Origin of the sequence: Bacillus sp. FSL K6-2819 (assembly GCF_038008305.1) — a bacterium.
Lineage (GTDB): Bacteria > Bacillota > Bacilli > Bacillales > Bacillaceae > Bacillus > Bacillus amyloliquefaciens.
The window spans coordinates 602203-620877 of the sequence record NZ_JBBOYV010000001.1 but is presented as its reverse complement, the minus strand read 5'-3'; the positions used below and the strand labels follow the sequence as shown (position 1 = coordinate 620877).

The 18675-nt window shown below is 40.2% G+C and carries 14 protein-coding genes; 1 reads left to right on the top strand and 13 read right to left on the bottom strand.

The window, feature by feature from the left end; all coding sequences use genetic code 11:
* Nucleotides 1-141 precede the first annotated feature (141 nt).
* The 3 genes from MHH91_RS03355 to MHH91_RS03345 form a co-directional block, all read right to left on the bottom strand.
* Complete coding sequence (locus MHH91_RS03355) at nucleotides 142-531, bottom strand: hypothetical protein (RefSeq protein ID WP_013351245.1); 390 nt, start codon at nucleotides 529-531, stop codon at nucleotides 142-144.
* A gap of 1148 nt (nucleotides 532-1679) precedes the next feature.
* Nucleotides 1680-2282, bottom strand: coding sequence for a hypothetical protein (locus MHH91_RS03350; RefSeq protein ID WP_014469835.1), 603 nt, complete (start codon nucleotides 2280-2282; stop codon nucleotides 1680-1682).
* Between the two features lie 57 nt (nucleotides 2283-2339).
* The gene (locus MHH91_RS03345) at nucleotides 2340-4625 is read right to left on the bottom strand and encodes a glycoside hydrolase domain-containing protein (RefSeq protein WP_013351244.1); all 2286 of its coding nucleotides are present in this window, start codon (nucleotides 4623-4625) and stop codon (nucleotides 2340-2342) included.
* A 549-nt stretch (nucleotides 4626-5174) separates the two neighbouring features.
* Here MHH91_RS03345 and MHH91_RS03340 point away from each other — a divergent pair.
* Complete coding sequence (locus MHH91_RS03340) at nucleotides 5175-5363, top strand: hypothetical protein (protein ID WP_041481838.1); 189 nt, start codon at nucleotides 5175-5177, stop codon at nucleotides 5361-5363.
* Between the two features lie 34 nt (nucleotides 5364-5397).
* On the opposite strand, the gene MHH91_RS03335 is transcribed toward MHH91_RS03340, so the two are convergent.
* The 10 genes from MHH91_RS03335 to MHH91_RS03290 all read right to left on the bottom strand — a co-directional run bounded on the left by MHH91_RS03335 (nucleotide 5398) and on the right by MHH91_RS03290 (nucleotide 18671).
* Complete coding sequence (locus MHH91_RS03335; RefSeq protein WP_014304520.1) at nucleotides 5398-6147, bottom strand: Panacea domain-containing protein; 750 nt, start codon at nucleotides 6145-6147, stop codon at nucleotides 5398-5400.
* 11 nt (nucleotides 6148-6158) lie between these two features.
* Nucleotides 6159-6848 carry a hypothetical protein gene (locus MHH91_RS03330; protein ID WP_014304519.1) on the bottom strand — a complete coding sequence of 230 codons (690 nt, stop codon included), beginning with the start codon at nucleotides 6846-6848 and terminating at the stop codon, nucleotides 6159-6161.
* 324 nt (nucleotides 6849-7172) lie between these two features.
* Entirely contained in the window at nucleotides 7173-8336 is a 1164-nt protein-coding gene (locus tag MHH91_RS03325) for an N-acetylmuramoyl-L-alanine amidase (protein ID WP_340976959.1), read from the bottom strand.
* A gap of 45 nt (nucleotides 8337-8381) precedes the next feature.
* Nucleotides 8382-8804 (bottom strand): phage holin family protein, encoded by a 423-nt coding sequence (locus tag MHH91_RS03320; protein ID WP_015239640.1) that lies wholly within the window; start codon nucleotides 8802-8804, stop codon nucleotides 8382-8384.
* Between the two features lie 34 nt (nucleotides 8805-8838).
* Nucleotides 8839-9060, bottom strand: a complete 222-nt coding sequence (locus tag MHH91_RS03315; protein ID WP_015239639.1) for a hypothetical protein — start codon at nucleotides 9058-9060, stop codon at nucleotides 8839-8841.
* Between the two features lie 13 nt (nucleotides 9061-9073).
* Nucleotides 9074-9241, bottom strand: a complete 168-nt coding sequence (locus MHH91_RS03310) for an XkdX family protein (RefSeq protein WP_014304515.1) — start codon at nucleotides 9239-9241, stop codon at nucleotides 9074-9076.
* 18 nt (nucleotides 9242-9259) lie between these two features.
* On the bottom strand, nucleotides 9260-9547 hold the full coding sequence (locus tag MHH91_RS03305) for a hypothetical protein (RefSeq protein WP_340976951.1): 288 nt from the start codon (nucleotides 9545-9547) through the stop codon (nucleotides 9260-9262).
* 11 nt (nucleotides 9548-9558) lie between these two features.
* Nucleotides 9559-12756, bottom strand: coding sequence for a prophage endopeptidase tail family protein (locus tag MHH91_RS03300; RefSeq protein ID WP_340976949.1), 3198 nt, complete (start codon nucleotides 12754-12756; stop codon nucleotides 9559-9561).
* A 12-nt stretch (nucleotides 12757-12768) separates the two neighbouring features.
* Complete coding sequence (locus MHH91_RS03295) at nucleotides 12769-13533, bottom strand: distal tail protein Dit (RefSeq protein WP_340976947.1); 765 nt, start codon at nucleotides 13531-13533, stop codon at nucleotides 12769-12771.
* Nucleotides 13530-18671, bottom strand: coding sequence for a hypothetical protein (locus MHH91_RS03290; protein ID WP_340978653.1), 5142 nt, complete (start codon nucleotides 18669-18671; stop codon nucleotides 13530-13532). Before MHH91_RS03290 ends, MHH91_RS03295 begins: the two co-directional genes overlap by 4 nt.
* Nucleotides 18672-18675 lie beyond the last annotated feature (4 nt).

Below are 18675 nucleotides of genomic sequence, written 5' to 3'. Positions count from 1 at the left end.
TGTTTTTAAAGATAAAAAGGTATCTTTATCAGTACAGTAAATTGATTAAGATACCTTGATTGAAAAATTAATATTTCACAGAAAACAAATTTCTAAAGTTAAACTTTTTAACAAGAAGAGGTTAATACTTATACAGCCGTATTAATGCTGTACTGTAATATAATGTTTTAGTTCACCTGACCAATATCTTCCTCCCCACTCCTGTCCAACTTGCACATCATACTTACCTGCAGGAAGATTTTTCGTTGAAAAACTCACACGAAAATTACGTGAACCAATACTATGCAAAATATCTTTTCTGGCAATTACTTTACCTTTATTATTTAATATAATTACTGAAAAGCCATTATCTAAATCCCTAGCCAAAGTACCAGTAACCACAATGGAAGTAGCTCTTTTCGTATATGTATTAGCATCTGTTTTAAATTTGATTGTACCTTTCGAATCCATAGCAAATGCTTCTGACCCACCTGCGAAAATGATAACTCCCAAAAGTGCTGCTGTAAACAGTGTCATTACTAACTTTTTCATCTTTAAAATTCCCCTTTTCTTTTTAATATTTTAAATCCACAATTATAATAACATATCCCCCTAAAAAAAAGAGGTTTTTCCATATCCTTCTTCTGAGAAATGAATAAGTATGATAGAAATTTATTAATATTAATGCAAATTTGAGTTTCTTGTGAAATGAATCTTAAAATTTGAAGTATCATCTATAAAACCTTTGCCAAGGTGGCCAATAAACCCATATACTCGAATAAAAAATTACAAAGTGTTAAACAAATACACTTTTACAAAAAATTTTATTTTTTTCAATTCTAGTAGGCGGATGTGAGGAGAATTTGTTCGCGCGCATTTTATTTGCCTGCTCGAAATAACGAATCAGTTATTATTTTCATCTGCAGAATCGCGTTCTATTTTTTCATAGGATTTTTCCTGAAACTTTAAGTGTTTTTTCCAACCTCTTCTTTTCTTATGGTTTTCCCATACATGCAGGGTGATGACTTTTCAACGGATCTTTGATTTTGTGCAGTTCTAAAGCAGAGGGTATGATGAACACATTTAAGAATTGATCTATATCATCAAAGCCTTTTCAGTCAGTTATTGTGTATGTGAATTTTTGTATATCTTTTCGATTGTTTTCTTGTGCATTTACTCTTGTTGGACATTGGCTTTAAAATAAGTGAAGACACGTCCGGCTATTATGATTGATAGCCTGAAGTACAATTTTATCAAAAACACCTTGTAAGTCGGTTGTATTTTCATAAAGTTAGTGCATTTCTTCTAGTCTATAATGAGTGGTGCAGAATATTATATCGTTGATATTCAATCCAAGAAACCATATGTTACGCCCCTCCCACACAACTATTCCTAGAATTCCAAGCGCCCAATGGATATGGGTAGAAAACACAATGTGAATAACAGCATGATAAGTGACACTATCCCTAAATATCTCCTCATGTTTCCCCCTTTCTCTTTCCTTCCATACTATTAAATTTATTTTTATAATAGCTTATATCTTGAGAAAACAAGACTATTATAATACTCTTGATCTGCATTTAAAATTGGCTTAGTGTTATTATTTAATAAAGATCTGTGCAATGAAAACTCTTTCTGTCCGATATACCCTTAAGTATTCCTAATCAACATTATGCTGGTGAGTTCAAATATTTCTTCATTCAAACTCTAGTTCTTCTGCTCTTTTTCAAGATCCAAACAATTAATGCAATAAAAACGATGTTAATTATAAACGCAGAAATAACATAAGTTTCATCTGAAACGCCAATATACTTCCCTTTCGATTCTAAGAGATTCCTTACTTGCTTACTCCATAAAGAACCATTCAGCGAACTATCGTCTGCTCCAAATGTAATTTGTGCTGTTTCCTTATTGTTGCTTGTAATATTAACACCATAAAATACTGTATACCTATTGTTATAAAAGATAGGCATATAAGAATAGTCAGAAACTAAAGGCTTTACCTTTTTGGCAGGTAATGATACGTACAAAATCGCAGAATAATTACCTATCCCTGTTTCAAATTGCTCTGCTTTAATAAACTTCGTGTTTGAAGGTAGATCAATATTATAAAAATGCTCAAAAATTTGAATATCTTCTTCCGAAAAATCTGTTAATTGGTAGTAATGCGGATCAATAATACATTTATGAAAATACCATCCATTAAACAATAAAAAACAGGCACTTATTAAAATTACTAATACTGCCTTATATATAATCTTTAACTGTATCACAATGATATGCGCCCCCCTCATAATATGCATTATAACGCTTTTCCCAAAAGTAAATCAAAACAGCGATTTACTTTTGGGAAGAATTAATTATTCAGATTTTATTTTTTCTTTAAGGCAATCTGCAAATGCTTGTGCAATTGCTTGACCATCCTCTTGGGTATAATTATTAACACTAAAATGCTGTTTAAATTCCAAACAGACAGGATTGTTGGTGTTTAAATAGTACTCTGCATCCTTAGTAACTGCTTCAAATGAATTATTAAATCTGTTTTTGAAAAATTGAGAGTATCTTGTACTATAGCCGGTAGTATAGTATTCTTCAAATACCTTGTAAACTGGTTGTGAGGCAATCCCTGTTCTTGTATTCATAGCAAGGTTAACAGCGTCTACATCTCCTAATAAATCCGGAAGTCCAAATGTACCAATTTGACCTCCTATTAAATCTATTGCAGCATCATAAGTTGTTTTATAATTAGCATTATATTTGACAGTGTCTCCCCCTACTGTAATTAAATCACCTGCCCATCCTGCAAGATCTTGTATCATTCCTACAGAACTATGAATTATTGCATTAAAAGTGGCCATCATATGTGCGTCATCTAGTGTCAGTTTAGAAATTGGATCTATCAGGATTCTCTTTTCTTGTCCCTTCAATACATCATCAGCTATTTTAACAAAATCTGAGTCAATAAAATCCGCTGTTAAAATCCACAATAAACCATCATATTCATCTTTTCTTAGATACTGGGCAACTAATTCATTTGCCTGTTGAGTAATATTCCCGACCGGATTAGGTTTATTTCCTTCCTTTTTAGTAACATAATCTACTGCTGTATTATATAAAACTTTTAATTGATTTAAGAACTTATTATTTGTCGTCGAAACATAATCGTTACTATTTTCTTTATTATAAACTATAGAATTAACGCCTTTATCCTTGCCCGATGAGATATTATTATCAATCTCTATTTTCCCAAGCCCATCCCCTATACTCCTTGTTTTAATTTGGTCAAATGCCCAATCGGTGGGAAGTGAATAGCCGCGGTTACCGCTAAATCCTGAAGACATATCACATACAAAACTACTGACTGAGTAACCTGCTGCGGCCACGCGGCTACAAACATTTCTCGCGCCATAAATACCAATTTGATAACCACTATTGAGTTGGGCAAATGTCCTTTTAATTGCTTTAAAATAAGGGAGTATACGACTGGTAACCTCACCGTCAACAGCGTCGTAATCTACAGTAAAATAAATAATAGTATTTTCTTTAAAACCATATCCCTTAGCCGCACCAATAGCTGCTCTTGCATCGAATACCCCTTGAGTTTCTGTAAAATAAGAAGCTTCAGTTGATTTTCTCTCGTAAATTGGAAATACGCTAAGACCTGCAGCAAATATAGTCTCTAATTCAGGCAACGTCATCTGATGCGATCCAGTAAGGTATCTCCCAACCGTTTTATACCCGTTGGATTTCAAAGTTGCTGCTCTGGCAGCATTAATTGGTGTCGCACAATCACAAGCTGTTCCTTTCCTATCTTCGTCACCTTTGCTTACTAAAAGAGATGCCCAGGTCTGCATTCCAGCCACTCCATCGGCAGGTAATGCTGAAAACCTTTGAAAATCAATAAGTGCTGTTCTCATATTTTCATCGAAGATACCATCAAATCTTCCTGGATTACGATTATTACAGTACAAAGCATATTGTAAGAGCTTTACAAAATTAGCTTTTGTGCTACCCATTGAGATTGTCGGGCATTTTGATTTTGTAGCAGGTCCAAATGTTCCAGTTGGTTCTGCTATTCCTTCTTCGACCTGGAGTGCGTAAATTAAAGCCTCATTAGTTTGTCGGGAGTATCTACCGTCACATGGATTAAGGCCAGTGACCTTATAATATTTCCGATTCAGCTCTTGTTGAATATTACGAATTTTGGCATCTCCTACATTTACAAAAGCGTCCATATTTAATAGCGCTTTAAAGATTATAGGAGTTGCAATTCCATCTTGATTAGACAACCCTGCATCAGTTTGAAATTTTTTTATAGCAGCCTTTGTACCATCACCATAGGTTCCTGTAAAACCAGTTGGATTATATCCCTTGCAATACAATGCACCTTGAAGAATCATAATTTGATTTCTTGTTTTTTCATTCGAAGAATCAGATTTAGTTGATAATGTAGGACATTTTGCCATAGTAGCCGGTCCAAATGTTCCAGTAGTTGACGTAATTCCTTCTTCAATTTGTAATCCTGTAATCAAAGCCTCAATCACAGGCCACCCTGTTTTTCCATTTTCATCAATTTTTACATAACCTGGCCTGTTTAAGTAAACAAGATTTACCCATTGTTGAACTTTTTTTACCATTTCATCCATTTTTCCCACTCCTTATTTTTTGTTAGTATGGTACTTTCATTTAAAGGTGGCAAACGTATGACAAATTAAGAGTATCTACTCTTACTTCAAAAGATGTAAAGAATAAAACCTATGAACACAAATCCTTCTACAAGATTTGTAACAAAGTCATATACCTTGATGCAATTGAATAAATTATTCTAATTTATTCGTAATTTGAGATTAATGATAGAAATAAAAAAAGGCCTCTCACAAATTCATTGAACTTGTGAGAAGCCTCGAACATTCATAAATAGATCAAAGGGGCATCAAAATGACGTCCGTTGCCGACAAACCCTTGTAAATCAAGGGTTTTTTGTCGGTTTTACATCATGCCGCCCATAAATCAATCACTTTCAAGAACATACATTCCTATTCATTTAAGTAATTCGATATTTGTTTTTTCGCTCGATTTTCCTTATATCTTTCATTGATATTCATATTTGAATTTATAAAGCGTGACCAATTGTGTGACCAAAATTGAAATCGGAAACTAAATTCGTTTATACTCCCGTTAGGAGTTGATTCACAATGACCGATTTTGAACGGAAAGTGTATCGGATTATTTTTAATATGAGCCGCTTCGGGAAAAATCCCTCCATGGAACAATTGAAAAGGAAAACCGGGAAAGATGAGCAGACGATACGTGCTGCTGTGAAAAATTTGATGAGGGAACGTATGTTGAAATGGGATAAGCATAAAAAGGTGTGGATTTTTTAGAATAAAAAAAGCTCTCAATTAAATGAGAGTTTTTTTACAGCGCATGTTGGTGATATTGAGTAATAAGTTCATCAGTTATTACACAATTTTGACCTGGTTTGTATACTCTATGCCACGGCCCACCATCTTGATGAGTTTTTTCAACTAAACCAAATGCACTATATCGTCCGTACTTAACAAGAACTTCTATAATACATCCAAGAGCTTCAATTCCATACTCAGAAGATAAAATCTTCATAAAAGAAGGTGTTATTACTACATCGTCTGTACGAAGCTTTATAGAAGCATCTTCTTCATAATCTATTTCACTTTTGCCATGAGTTTTGTATTTATAGAAAATGCTCTCAATAACTGGCCCATATTTAAACGCTACTATAGGTTCTTTGAATAGCTTTTCCCCTGTTTTCAACAAAAACTCCGCATAGATATAATAAAGTAGTTTTTGTAATTTTAAGTGAGACGCTGGTTTAAAAGACAGGACAAATTTCGCCACATCATATGCGGTTAGTTCTTTGTCTTTTGAGATCACATCTATAAAGGTTGAAATATCTTCTGTAACATAAACATCATCGAAAAAGGAATCTTTCTCGGTTACAGATTTCCAACTAGTTGAATCGGTTGATAGTTTGTGAATTCCGAATTGAACCATGCCACATTTTTCTTTAACTCTTTCAAAGAAGTCGGAAATGTAGTTTTTATCCAATCTTTCTTCACTTGAATAGTGCCAGCCCATTCTTCTACCACCAGAAAAATCACTAATGATCGCGATAAAATGAAATGCCATGTTTATCACCTCTACTTCTCCACTTCTGTGGAATTCTTATAAATCGACGCCCAACCTTTATAAGCTTGTTTATGAAGTTGATGCGAACGATTATTCGCTTCTTTATCGTCTGTTCTCCAGATTTGAAGCTCCCATGGGAAGAAAAAAGTACTCTCACCATAAAAATAAAAATGAAATGCTTTGTAGTCGCCTTTGGAAGAATCCATACAATTTATTTTGTATTGTTTTTTCAACAACTCACACATGTCCTGAAAGCATTTATTATTATGGTCAAAAGAGTCAATTGTTATTCGAATACCCAACAAATCATTCAGGCACTTTCTTAAAGCTATTTGCCCGCTTTCTTTTTTTCCCACACGATAATATTTAAGCTTATTGACAATGGAATCTGGTTGTTTTACTCTAAGCCGCAAATCAAATTCACTGTACAGATATTCCAAGTCATTATAAATGACAATATCTTCTAGTTTATCTGCGTAATGTTGGAGCAAAATAAAAAAATCATTGTCGATTGAGAAAATGTTCCTTTTTTCTGTAACTTCTGTTACGTGTCTTATTTGAGTTTTTTTTAAATGAACATGCTTTACATCTTGTTTTAAGCTGAAGTTGGTTGAAAAATCACTATGCAACTGATTTATTTCAAGTATCAACTGATGAAGATGGTTGCAAAATGACTCAATCCGACAAGTACATTTGATCAATTTTTTCTTCCTCGGTTATTTTAGTTTGATTTTACTCTTTTATCGTCATTTATACAATGATTTGCGAGGGTTTATTTGAAGTTTTTCTTGATTTTTTTAATCAAAAACTTTATAATACTACATTTTGTTCTTCGAAAACAAAATGACATACCATATGTAGTGTTTTTTTCTTCATGCCCAACTTTTTAGCACTCTAAACACAATATGTAGATGAAATGACCGTAATCACCTATTTTATCTACATATTGTGTCAAGAGTTATTAATTGTTCTACGTCAAGATTAACTCATAAAAAGCCCCCTTAGAAAAAGGAGGCAGCTTAGGATTACTTCAATAGTGATTCAAGTTTTGCTTTCGTCTTTGACCCGTAAATGCCATCAGCAGACAGGCCATACATAGACTGGAATCGCTTGACCGCATTTGCTGTTTTCGGCCCGTATGCGCCATCTATTCCGAAGTTCTTTGCGCTCTTATCGGGGTAATAATGAAGAGCCGCCAGCGCCGTCTGAATTTGTTTTACGGCCTCCCCTCGGGTCAATGGGCTTGTGACTTTAAAAGTACCCGCAGGCAGGCTGAATTTTGATTTCTGAGTGTTTTTAGGCTTTGAGGCTGTTACCTTCTTCTTGCCGCCGCTTTTCAGCTCGTTATCGCTTTTGATATAGGAAACATTCACATAGCCGTGGAATGTCTGGCCTTTTGAATTGGTGTATTCAACATATCCCCATCCGTTGACAGTTGATCCAAGCTGATATTTTACAACCGTACCATTCGGCAGGTTAAGCACCATGGAAGAAGAGGCGCTCCGTTGCGTACGTAAAACAAGGCCGTCACTTGAAACCACCGTGTTTTTGATAAAACGGCCTTTATTCGAATCGGTGTTGGTTTTCGATTTGTTGTTAGTTGGTTTGTTAATTACTACCCCACCTAATCGCGCTTTTACTCCATTCTTAAAATCAGTAAACCCTTGGGATCTGCTTACCCATGGGGCCGGACAGATTTTGTGTGTAATGTCATAGTGCCGCACGATGTCATTGATCGGATCAAGTTTAAACTTCTTGCATAGCTCAGCGCAGACTTGTTCTGCACGGGCAATGGTATCCGGATGGAAAGTGCCGTTCTTTTCAATGCAAAGCTCCACGCCGATAGATAAGAAATTCGCATTCGGCTTCAGCGCCGCGACACCCCGGTAAGGCTGCCCGTTAACAATCTGTTGGACATCATTCGCATGATAAGCCACCTCATTCAACGGAATGATACAAATAGCCTCTGTACGATCGACAAAGATATGTGCAGAAGCAAACGTCTGTTTCTTCTCAGATAGATTTCTGTTCTGTGCGGGGAGCGTTTGACCAAAGTATCTATAATGATTGGCAGCAGGCGCGCCGGGGTTTGCCGTGTAATGCACCACAAGTTTCTTCACGCCGTTGTTTTTGATTCCCGGCCGCGTCCATTTATTAATATCAATATATTGGTTTCTGTATGCTGACATAAAATCTCTCCTATTCTGTTTTTGGATTCAAAAAAAGCAGCCGGATTAACCAGCTGCTTGATCGTCTTTTTCTGTTTTCTGATCGTTGTCGCTTTCAATTACATGGAGCCGGTCAGTGATGACGGCCGGAATTTTAACGCCGATCTGCGCCAAATTCTCCGTGATGGACAGACCCTCATTTGCGATATAAAAAAGAACGGTTCCAAAGGTCAGAACACCGTTCAAATTTGTTATCGTATCAATAATGTTTGCGACGATGACCACCATAAAACTGAGCATCTTCCGGACATATCCAAACCACGCACTGCGGCTCCGAAGCTGCTTCATTTTCCACGCTTTGATAATTCCGGTGATGACATCCAAGATGCTGAGGATCAGAAGCAAGTCAAGGTATTTCACCTCCCCGAAAAGATATGTTCTTGCGATCTGTAAGCTTTCAAAATTCATCCACACATGTATTCCCTCCATTTTGATCACCTCCTTCGAGGCAAAATAAAAACACCTATTCGGTTACAGGTGCTGGTTCACTACGGCCTTCATTTGCTGACAGTGCAGCATTTAATTGTTCTTGAAGTTCCTTTCGCTTCTTTTCCGCAAATGTATATAAAGCCTTGTATTCGGCACGTTCCTTATTCTTTTGATTCAATTCCTCCTGGAGTGAAATGGAGTTATAGATTTCAATCTGTAGCTGTTCCTGAAGCTGCTCTTTTGTCATTTCTTGCATCCTGTTCCCCTCCCTATTCTTGATCTGGATACGCATTACCGCGCTCTTTTGCTGTAATTTCATCATATTCCGCTTGTGTGATGCGGCCTTTCTCAACAGCCTTTTTCATTTCAACGGTCAAAACAGTTCCATTTTTCCAGCAGTCTTCAAAAAAACCGAAGAGAACGCTTCGATTCTCCAATGAAATTTCCTCCGCTTCTTATGATTGATTCATTAAGAGATTGCAAACACGCTGAAGATCAAGAGTTCTGGCTTTTAAATTTTCCTCTTCATCCGTTTGAGAACCTTCGCTTTCTTCTTTAATACGTTCAATATCTTCCGTTGATAAGCCCTCAGTCCAGCAGTTATTTTCAAAATCTCTTTTAACCATAAAAAACTGTTCGGCCGGAGCTTCATAAAAACCTTCAGGCGGCTCACGATCTTCAGAACTCTGATAAAACACGTCGTTTACAAAACCTTCTTTATCAACTCCTAAAAAAGTTTTCATGGCAATCCCACCTATTTATCTTTTGGTCTAAAATGAATGTTGCTAATTGACACTTCATATTCTCGGCCGTCAGTCGGTCCATAGAATAGCTTTATATCGCCGCTAGGGTACACAGTAAAACGTTCCTTTCCAGTTCCATTCCAAACGTAAGCAGGAAAGATTTGCTGATACTCCGGTGCAACTTCTTCAGGCAGACTGCAAATTACATAATCACGCAGCTCCCCAGCGCCCATTTTTCTCAAAAAGCCCCGCAGCATTACATCGCCGCTCTCATTAATTCGATATTTAACCGGACCAAAAGAGCCTCCTTTACTTGCAAAAGGGCTCATAACCTGCAAGAATTCCCACCCACTGTCTTTATTTCTTATCACAAATCTTGATTTTTTGTGCTCCAAAACCGCTTCATATCTATCTCCAACTAAGCCGTCGTAATTTACAGTGTTTTTCAACTGCATAACAACCTCATTGTTCAGCGAAAAATCAAAATATGTGCCAGCTGAATCACGAGTATCAATTTGATTTTGTGAATAGATTTTCAGTGCCGAAGTATAAGTTTCTTCCGGAAATGTTTTGCCTCCATCTATCGTAATTGTGCCATTCTCGATTAACACACGGTTTATGTCATATTTAACATTCCCACTTGTATCTTCAGCCTGCCTTCTTTGTGAGAATGATGAAGCTGTCAATTCTAAAACATCATAGTTTAAACCTTCACTTGCTCTTTTTCTTTGATATATTGTACCCGCTTCAATATAGGCAGTCAGTGAATCCGAGTTTGAGATTGGCTCAAACCGGGCTCCTTTTATCAAAGAACCTTCTATCGTGATCCCCTTGATCGTGCCGGCATTTATTTTATCAGCAGACAAATTGGCGATTTTTGCGTTTGTAATTGCGCCGTCAATGATATGCGCAGTGTCAATTATGGCCGTTCCGAGATGCGCCTTTTTAATTGCGGCGTTCGCAATAGCAGCAGATCCTACCGCCGCGTCTGCAATTTTCGCTGATGTTATCGCGGCTGATTGAATATTGGCGGAACCGACCGCAAGGTTTGCGAGATAGTTATTCGTGATGACCCCATCAACCAGGGCTACGTCATAGGGACTGTAGCCATATACTTTAATTACCGATCCTTTTCTGACTTGAACTTTTCTTACGACATAACTGCAATTACTGTTATCATCCGAACCACGGCCGCCCAAACCAATTGTGTAATTATTACCGGTTTCCGGTGCCGTGAATTGAATATTCACTCTCACGAATTCATCAGCCGGGTAATTGCTTATGTCTGTGAGCCCGCTTGAATCCAAGGAAATAAACGTGCTGCCTTTTTTCAGGTGATTCCAAGATATATCTGTTGTATTATTTCGTTTCACTTCAAAAGACAACGTATATACTTGATCTTTTACAAGCGACATCGTCTGTTTTACAGAGAGTTGACACACACCAAAAGCCTTGTTTCCATCCTGATAAATTGTCATTTCATTGAATTCTTTTTTGTCTATCGTGTACTTTGAGCCAGAATAGGCATACCACCAGTTGCTATCCAATAATGAACCCGGCAAAATATTGGCATCATCAAAGTTTCTGGAAAGCTTATCAGCGTCAACAGCCAGCTCGGCCAGCTTTTCCTTTGTGATCGCTCCAAAAACAATATCATCCGTCAGAATGCGCTGAGTGGTCGCGGAAAACTGATCCGTGAATTCGCTTGCTGTGCCTCGTGTGTTGATTGAGCGCAAACGATAATACCAAACTTCATTTACTCCCGTAAAATGCTCATATCCGCTTGTTTTGCCTCTGAAAATGCGATTCTCTTTTAATGGGGTGAACCCATTTACTTGTGAAGCATATACCTCATAGGCAGCAATAAAACTGGACGGATCATAGTCCCATGTCAAAGCCACATTCTGAAACATAGGCTTGATGGTTACATTCGACGGAACAGGCGGGGCTTTGTCAGGGAAGCTGCCGTCCGTAACCTCTCCGGCGTCCGGTTTGCTTTCCCAAGTGCCACGGTTCTTTTCGATCACACTTTCAATCTGCTCAAGCCTACCGTCTTTTTGTAATGCCGATAAAAATTGCCCGATCTCAACAACGCAAGTATTTTCAGGATCGGTAATATCGTATTCCATTGAAATAACGCGCTGTGATGTCTCAATTGGGATAGCGAAATTTCGATCAATTGCGATCGTTGTATCTCCCAATTCCACATGTTCGTGTTCGTGTCCCGGCACGCTCTCGAGCAGTTGCACGGACAGTTCGTAATTGATTTCTGTCTTACATGCAGTCGTAATCAAATGATCATATGTGGCCTTTAAGAGCTCTTCCGGCTCCGTTATGTCTTCATTATTGAACTGGCCTTCCCGATGGATCAGCTTTCCATCTTTAAGGCGCCCCAATCGTTCTAATAAATCCGGATCGCCAACCCATTCCTGGCCTAAAGGCTTATCGACCGGGTCGCCTTTTGATTTTTTCCATTCTACTTCAGAGAAATCAATAAAACGGGAATAACCGCCCGTTTCCTCTCCTTCCTCATCGGTAGATGGAATGGATGCCCCGTACCCCCACAGGGCTGTCACTGGGTAGCTGATGACAGTCCGCCGGATATTCGTTGTATCCTTATCACTCTCAAAGCGCTTCCCGCCGTCCTTACCGCGACGGGGAAGTATTTTTATGATTCGTTTGACGACCTTATTTCCATCAAATTCTATAGTGTCCTGAAGCTCTCCGCCCCATATATTGATCACGTCAGCAATACAATCCAACGCTTTTTTCTTATAGAAGGTAGTCGAATTCACCCCAAGCTCCGCCGTTACTTCCGCCACCCATCTTGACCGAGAAAGAACGTTGTCCAGTACAAACTGAGCAGTTTTATTGGTGGGGCGAAAATCTTTTACAAAGGTTTCGGCAAGCTCCATCATAGCCGCTTCACACGTAACCAGAGTGTTTGTCTCTCCTTCTTCGTCTGTATCATCCAATTCCTTAATGACAAAGAGACGCAGTACACCGTCCTTATCCTTGAATACCACTTGATTCTCTTCGAATAGGAAGCGAGCATCAGGGTGGGAAGCGTCTGCTACAAAAGAAAAAGAAGAGCCCTTGTTGAGCTCTTCCTTGTATTTCGCATCCCAGAACGTACAGGTTTCTCGTCCGTGGCTGGACAGCACTGTCAATAATTTATCATCTGGTGAAAGTATATAAATGTCAGCCATGACCGGACCTCCTTACAAATATGCCTCATTAAATTTGATGCTGCTTTTATGACTGAATTTGATTTTAACTGGCGTCTTGGGCGGCAGTAGAAACCAATCTGATTGAATTTGAAGTGCTGTCATGATTAAATTACCGCTGCAAGTGACCTTTCTTTTTGCTGAATCAATTACAAGAGTGTCACCAGCGATGAAATCGTACAGCAGCTTGATTGTTTTTGATACAGATCCATCAGCATTAAGAAGAGCCACCTCATATGAAGTGGCTTTCTCTTCAAAAACGCATTCGATTGTCGGGTCTACGGCTGCATAGCCCGGATTAGTGATAGTCTGAATGCCTGAATTAAATTCAAAATCCTTCGCCGGGCCGTATTTTTTGGGATCGGGGCAGATAAAAGTCAATGTTGCAATCTGAAAACCTCCCCGTTCTTCGCCTTCTGAAATACTTTCAAAGATAGCATTATAGACTCTGTCAGGCTCATCGTAAAAAATTAACGGTTTTGGCTCTTCAGTGTGCAGAATAAAAGTCAATTCCTCCTGCTTTTTCTTCAGCTCTTCTTCACTGCTGAAGGCGAACAGAACCTCAATGGTTATGACTCTTACAGGAATTCTTGTGTCCCGCAGGAAACCTCCCGGACGATTCCCGATAGTGGCTGTATTCACTTCCCTCCCTGTCACGCCTCGGCCGCCCGTAGACTTCACATAAAAGAAGGGTGATATATCAATGCCATCAAATGTGATTTTCCATCGGTTAGGCAGCAGCTCCTGATAATTGATCAATTAAATCTCGTCCTCCTTGCGTTTGACCTTTTTTGTGCATTTGTGACAGGCTTTTCTACACCTTGACCGACTTTCTTGCTGTCCATCTCAACAACAATCATTCTGTCAGGCAATTCAAGGTTTCGGATGTCCGCGCTCAATTCCTTTTTAACAGTGCCAAGATCACCACTAGAAATGGATGTATCATAAGCAAAATTGACATCCTCCTGCTGAATAGTCATGGCATCGCTGACAGCTCCCATTGCTTTCTGAACAGTGCCGATGCCATTCTGAATCCCCACAGCAATACCAGCAGGAACCATGATCCCTACCTGATCTCGCATCAACCTTGATGGGGAATGAATTTTGAGCTTCTTCTTGATGGTTTTTTCAATCGTCGATGCGATGGAATTTGCTTCTTTCGCCAGCTCACCCTTCATGTTCTGCATTCCAGAAATAATGCCGGCCATAGTATTTGACCCGATGGCTTTTCCGCTTTTCTTGAGAGAACCGAGTTGTTTTACATCGACTGTAAGCTCCTCAATTTTGCGGAGATAGTCATTTTTCAGAAGTGCCAGTTCTTTGTTTGCGGCCGATCGTAATTCAACTATTTTCTTGGTAGTCTCGTTCTTCAGTCCAGTTAATTCTTGTTCCGCCTGAGTGCTCGCCAGCTTATGCTTTTCCTGCCACAGCTTGACATACTCGTTTAACTCGGAATCTGTCATGCGTGAAATCGCATTAATCTGATCAGCTGACCCGATACCCATTTCTTTCAATTCGTCTGTGAATGCCTTCGGTGCCCGGCTTGCTATTTTTGAAATGTCATTGTTGAACGTCTTGATCTTGTCCAGCTGCTTTTTAAGATTTGCAGTCAGCTTTGAGCCGCTCACTTTTTCACTTGAGACATCGTCAAATAGACCGATGGCGTTATAAATCGCGTCAGTTCGGTCTTGCAGCTCCTTTTTATAGGCATCGTTGGCCGCCTTAATATCGGCAGTCAGTTTATCATTCACGCTTTTGAATTTTGAGAGGTAAGTGTTGTTTGCAGAAAGAATGCCCTTGTTAAGTTTGTCAGCCGCTTTCTTTTCGGCTTCCTTCTGCTTTCTGGCCTTATCAGCCGTCGCTTTTTGAGTCTGATAGATTTCCCGTTGAACCTTTATTTGCTGGTCAGAATTCAGCTTGTTCTTCTTCTTGATTTTCTCAAGCGTTTTGATATAGGTATTCCCGCTGATTTTTCCTGTGTCGTATTTTGCCTCAGCTTTCTTAATCTGATCTGATACTTTCTTGGTATACGCCAGTTTCGCCTTCGCTTCCTTGCGCTGCTGCTCTTTCAGTAGCTTCTTCTGTTTATCAGAGGCGCTTTTGGATGCCTGATATATCTCACGCTGGATTTTTCGGTTTTGCTCACTGGTCAGCTTGTTTTGCTTCTGAATCTTCTGCAATGTTTTGATATACGTATCGGCGCCCATTTTCTTGGTGTCATATTTCACTTCAGCGTTCTTAATTTTGTTGGATACCTTTACTTCAGCCGCCTTCTGAGCCGCTTTTGCTGCTTTTGCCGCGGCCGCTTTTACTTTGGCCTGCGATTTATCAATACCAGCCGCCATACCAGTGCCGACGTGATAACCGACCTGGTCACGCATTACCCTTGACGGAGAATGGATTCCCAGAAGCTTTTTCATGCCGTTAGGAATTGCATTTGCCATTGATTTCACTTTACTTGCTAAAGCTCCAGCCATTCCGCCGATACCATTTATCAAGCCTTGGATAATGTTCTTACCGATCTGCCATAAGTTAATGCCACGGAAAAATTTCATGACACCGTTCCATATGCTTGTAATTGTTGATTTTGCTGTTTTCATTGCACCCGAAATGGCGTTTTTCATACTATTGAATAGGCTTTTCGCTGTACTCACGAGCCCTTTCCAGAGTCCTGTCACAAAACCTTTGACGGCGTTCCATACGCTTGTAAAAACACTCTTGATACCATTCAGCGTGCTGCTAAAAAATGACTTCAACCCATTCCAAATGCTCTTGGCTGTAGAAGATACAGCTTTCCATACTGTGGTAACAACAGTTTTTATCGCATTCCAAACAGTGCTGAAGATTTTCTTTTGCATATTTAACCAACTGGTGAAGAATGTTTTTAATCCATTCCATGTTGTCTTCCCGACAGAAACCATGCCTTTCCAGACTGCCGTGACCGCCGTCTTGATTCCGTTCCAGACAGCTGTAAAAACCTTCTTTACCCCGTTCCATAAATTAGTAAAGAATGTTTTTAATCCATTCCAGACAGATTTCCCGACTGACACAATGCCGTTCCAAGTTGAAGTAGCAAATGACTTAATGCCGTTCCAAACTGTTGTGAATGCGGTTTTCATCCCATTCCAGACTGATGAAAAGAATGTTTTCAAGCCATTCCAAGTGGATTTACCTACACTAATAATTCCGTTCCAAACTGTTGTGGCGAAGGATTTTATAGCGTTCCAAACCGTTGTGAAAATGGTTTTGTATAGATTGAATTCCCATTTAAAAAAGGCTGATAGCCCGTTCCAAATGGTTTTAGCTGCCGATACAATTCCATTCCAAACAGTAGAGAAGAACGACGTAATTGCGTTCCATGTTGTTGTGGCTGCTGTTTTAATGCCTTCCCATGCAGATTGAAGCCACTGAGATATGACGCCCCAAACTTGAAGGGTATACTGCTTGACCTTGTCCCAATTGGCAATGATGAGGACAACCAAGGCTATAACAGCCGCAGAAATCCAAGCGATAGGCCCCATTGCAATGATCCAAGACGCTGCCATTCGCGCCGCGTTTGCCGCCGCTTGAGCCGCAAGAATGACCAAGCGTTTACCAAATAAGATCATTTGCTTAATTCCTGCCGCCAACATTGACACAAATGAACTGATTTTTGCCGCAGTCCACGCCGCTGCCATTCGTGTTGCTTGAGCTGCTGATTTTGCCGCTAAAACAGTTATTCTGGCAATGAAAAGCCCCATCTGCTTAATGCCGTTTTTCAGCATTGTTATGAAAGAGCTGATTTTCATCGCAGTCCATGACGCCGCCATTTTAACAGCATTAGCTGTTGCTCTTGCTGCCATCGCTGTATACTTCGCAATGAATTGTCCCATAGTTGCTATCGCTGATTTTAATTGACCAATCAGGCCGGCCAGCTTTATACCCGCAGCTGTGGTTTTGAAGGTTCGTAGATATTCAGCTGCATCTTTAAAATCTTTAAGACCGTTGGTAACAGCACTGACTGCTACTATCGCCGGAACAATAGCTCTTAAAGCACCGATTAATGAAATGCCCGCTGCAATGAACTTCCCAATTGCCGGGTTTGCTTCCATCGCCGCATTAGTAAATTTCAAAAACCCGTTTACATTCTCCAAGATCGTTTTGCCGAGTGGAGCCATGCCAACAAGCAAGTTGATGATAGTCTTCGCGATCTGCCCCAATGTGCTCCATACTGTAGGGCCGTTAGTTTTGATATAGTCAATGAACGATTGAAATTCTTTTGTTTTCGTAACGCTGCCAGCCCACTCATTGAACCGCTTTGTCATACCTACCAGCGATGTCATCATGTCTTGAGACATAGGAGCGAATCCAGTAAACAGCTTAGTCAGACCGCCCGAAAAGTTTCTGATGATCTGCAGCAGTTTCGGGCCGTTGGTTTTTGTATACTCCACGAAAGCCTGAAATTTCTTTGAGGAGCCCAAGTTCGCTGACCACTTCACCCATGATTGGGTCATTCCTTCGATGGATTTTGTCATGCTCTTTCCGGTCGGTCCGAATGCTACGATCAGATTAAAAACTGTCCGTAAGACATTCCCGGCAGATCGGCCGAATGAAGCAAACGCCCCCGGAGCTTCTTTGTTCAGATAGGAAATGAATCTCTGCATGTCCGGAGCTTTAAAAGCCTTGTCCATGCTTTTAGCCAGTCCCACGCCCTCTTTTGCCAGTCCATCAAACATTGGAATGAGTGAGTTAAGCGCGAGTTTAAACGTATTTAGAGACATACCGAATGTTTTTAAGATCGGCTTTTGAACCATCGTACCGATGTCCCGCCAATTGTCTTTAAAGTCTTCGAGGTTCTTTAATGCCTCTCTCTCTTCTTTTCCAAGAGATTTTTGCAGATTATTGATCTGTTTCATGATTTTAGCGCGCTCTTTCGCGCTTGTTGCATTGTCCAGCTTCTCCTGCAGCTTGGAAAGGTCTTCGGATGCTTTGAATACACCGCTTATCGAAGTAATAGCAAGGGCGCCGAATGCCGCCGCGCCTGTTCCCGCTGTTGCAAATGCACTGGTTAACCCCATTACTCCGCCGGCTGCCACCCCGAGCATAGGACCCAATGAGCCGATTACCCCGACAATACTTGCAAGGGCTGGCGAGATTGCAGGGAGTAGGGACGTTAGTGCCCCGGCAATTGAATGACCGATGACCGTTGAAACTGAGTTTGTGATCTTGGCAAGCCTGTTCATTGACGTTTCAAACCGATCAATTCGAGCTTCTATACTAATCCATACTTTTCTCGGCAAGGACGCCAGAGCAGCGCGTGCCGTTGCTACAGAGCGCATAAGCGCAGCTGTGTTTCCGTTTATGACCGTGGTAATTCTGTTTGGCAGTGAAGCCAAAGCTGAACGGACTGCCGAAACCCCGCGCATGATAGGCGACGTGGCCGCATTAAAAGTGGTAGTTACGTTATGAGATACTGATGCTATGGCTGACCGCGCAACAGCGACAGCACGCCCTAAAGGAGTGGGATTTCCGTCTATCGTCGTTGTGATTCTGTTCGCCACCGCCGATAGCCCTGCTTTAGCGCGTGCCAATGCGGAAGATAACGGCCGCACATTCCCCATTAATTGCGTGGTGACAGTTTGGGGAATCTGTCTTAATCTTTGCTTCGCCCAATTGATGGCCCGTGTTAAAGGGTCTGAATCCGCATCTAAATCAACCCGCGTTCGTTCATGTCGATGAACAAAATTATCTATTTGTTGCGCCGCCTGCCGTACTCTTGCTTGAAAGCTGGCAATTTCGGCGTCAATCTCGACAGTGTGATGATCAGCCATCCGGCGCATTATATCGTTGACACGATCCATACTGCGATTAAATTTTCGTGTCTGTGCTTCAACTATCGCTGTCAGTCTTTCGATCATTCCC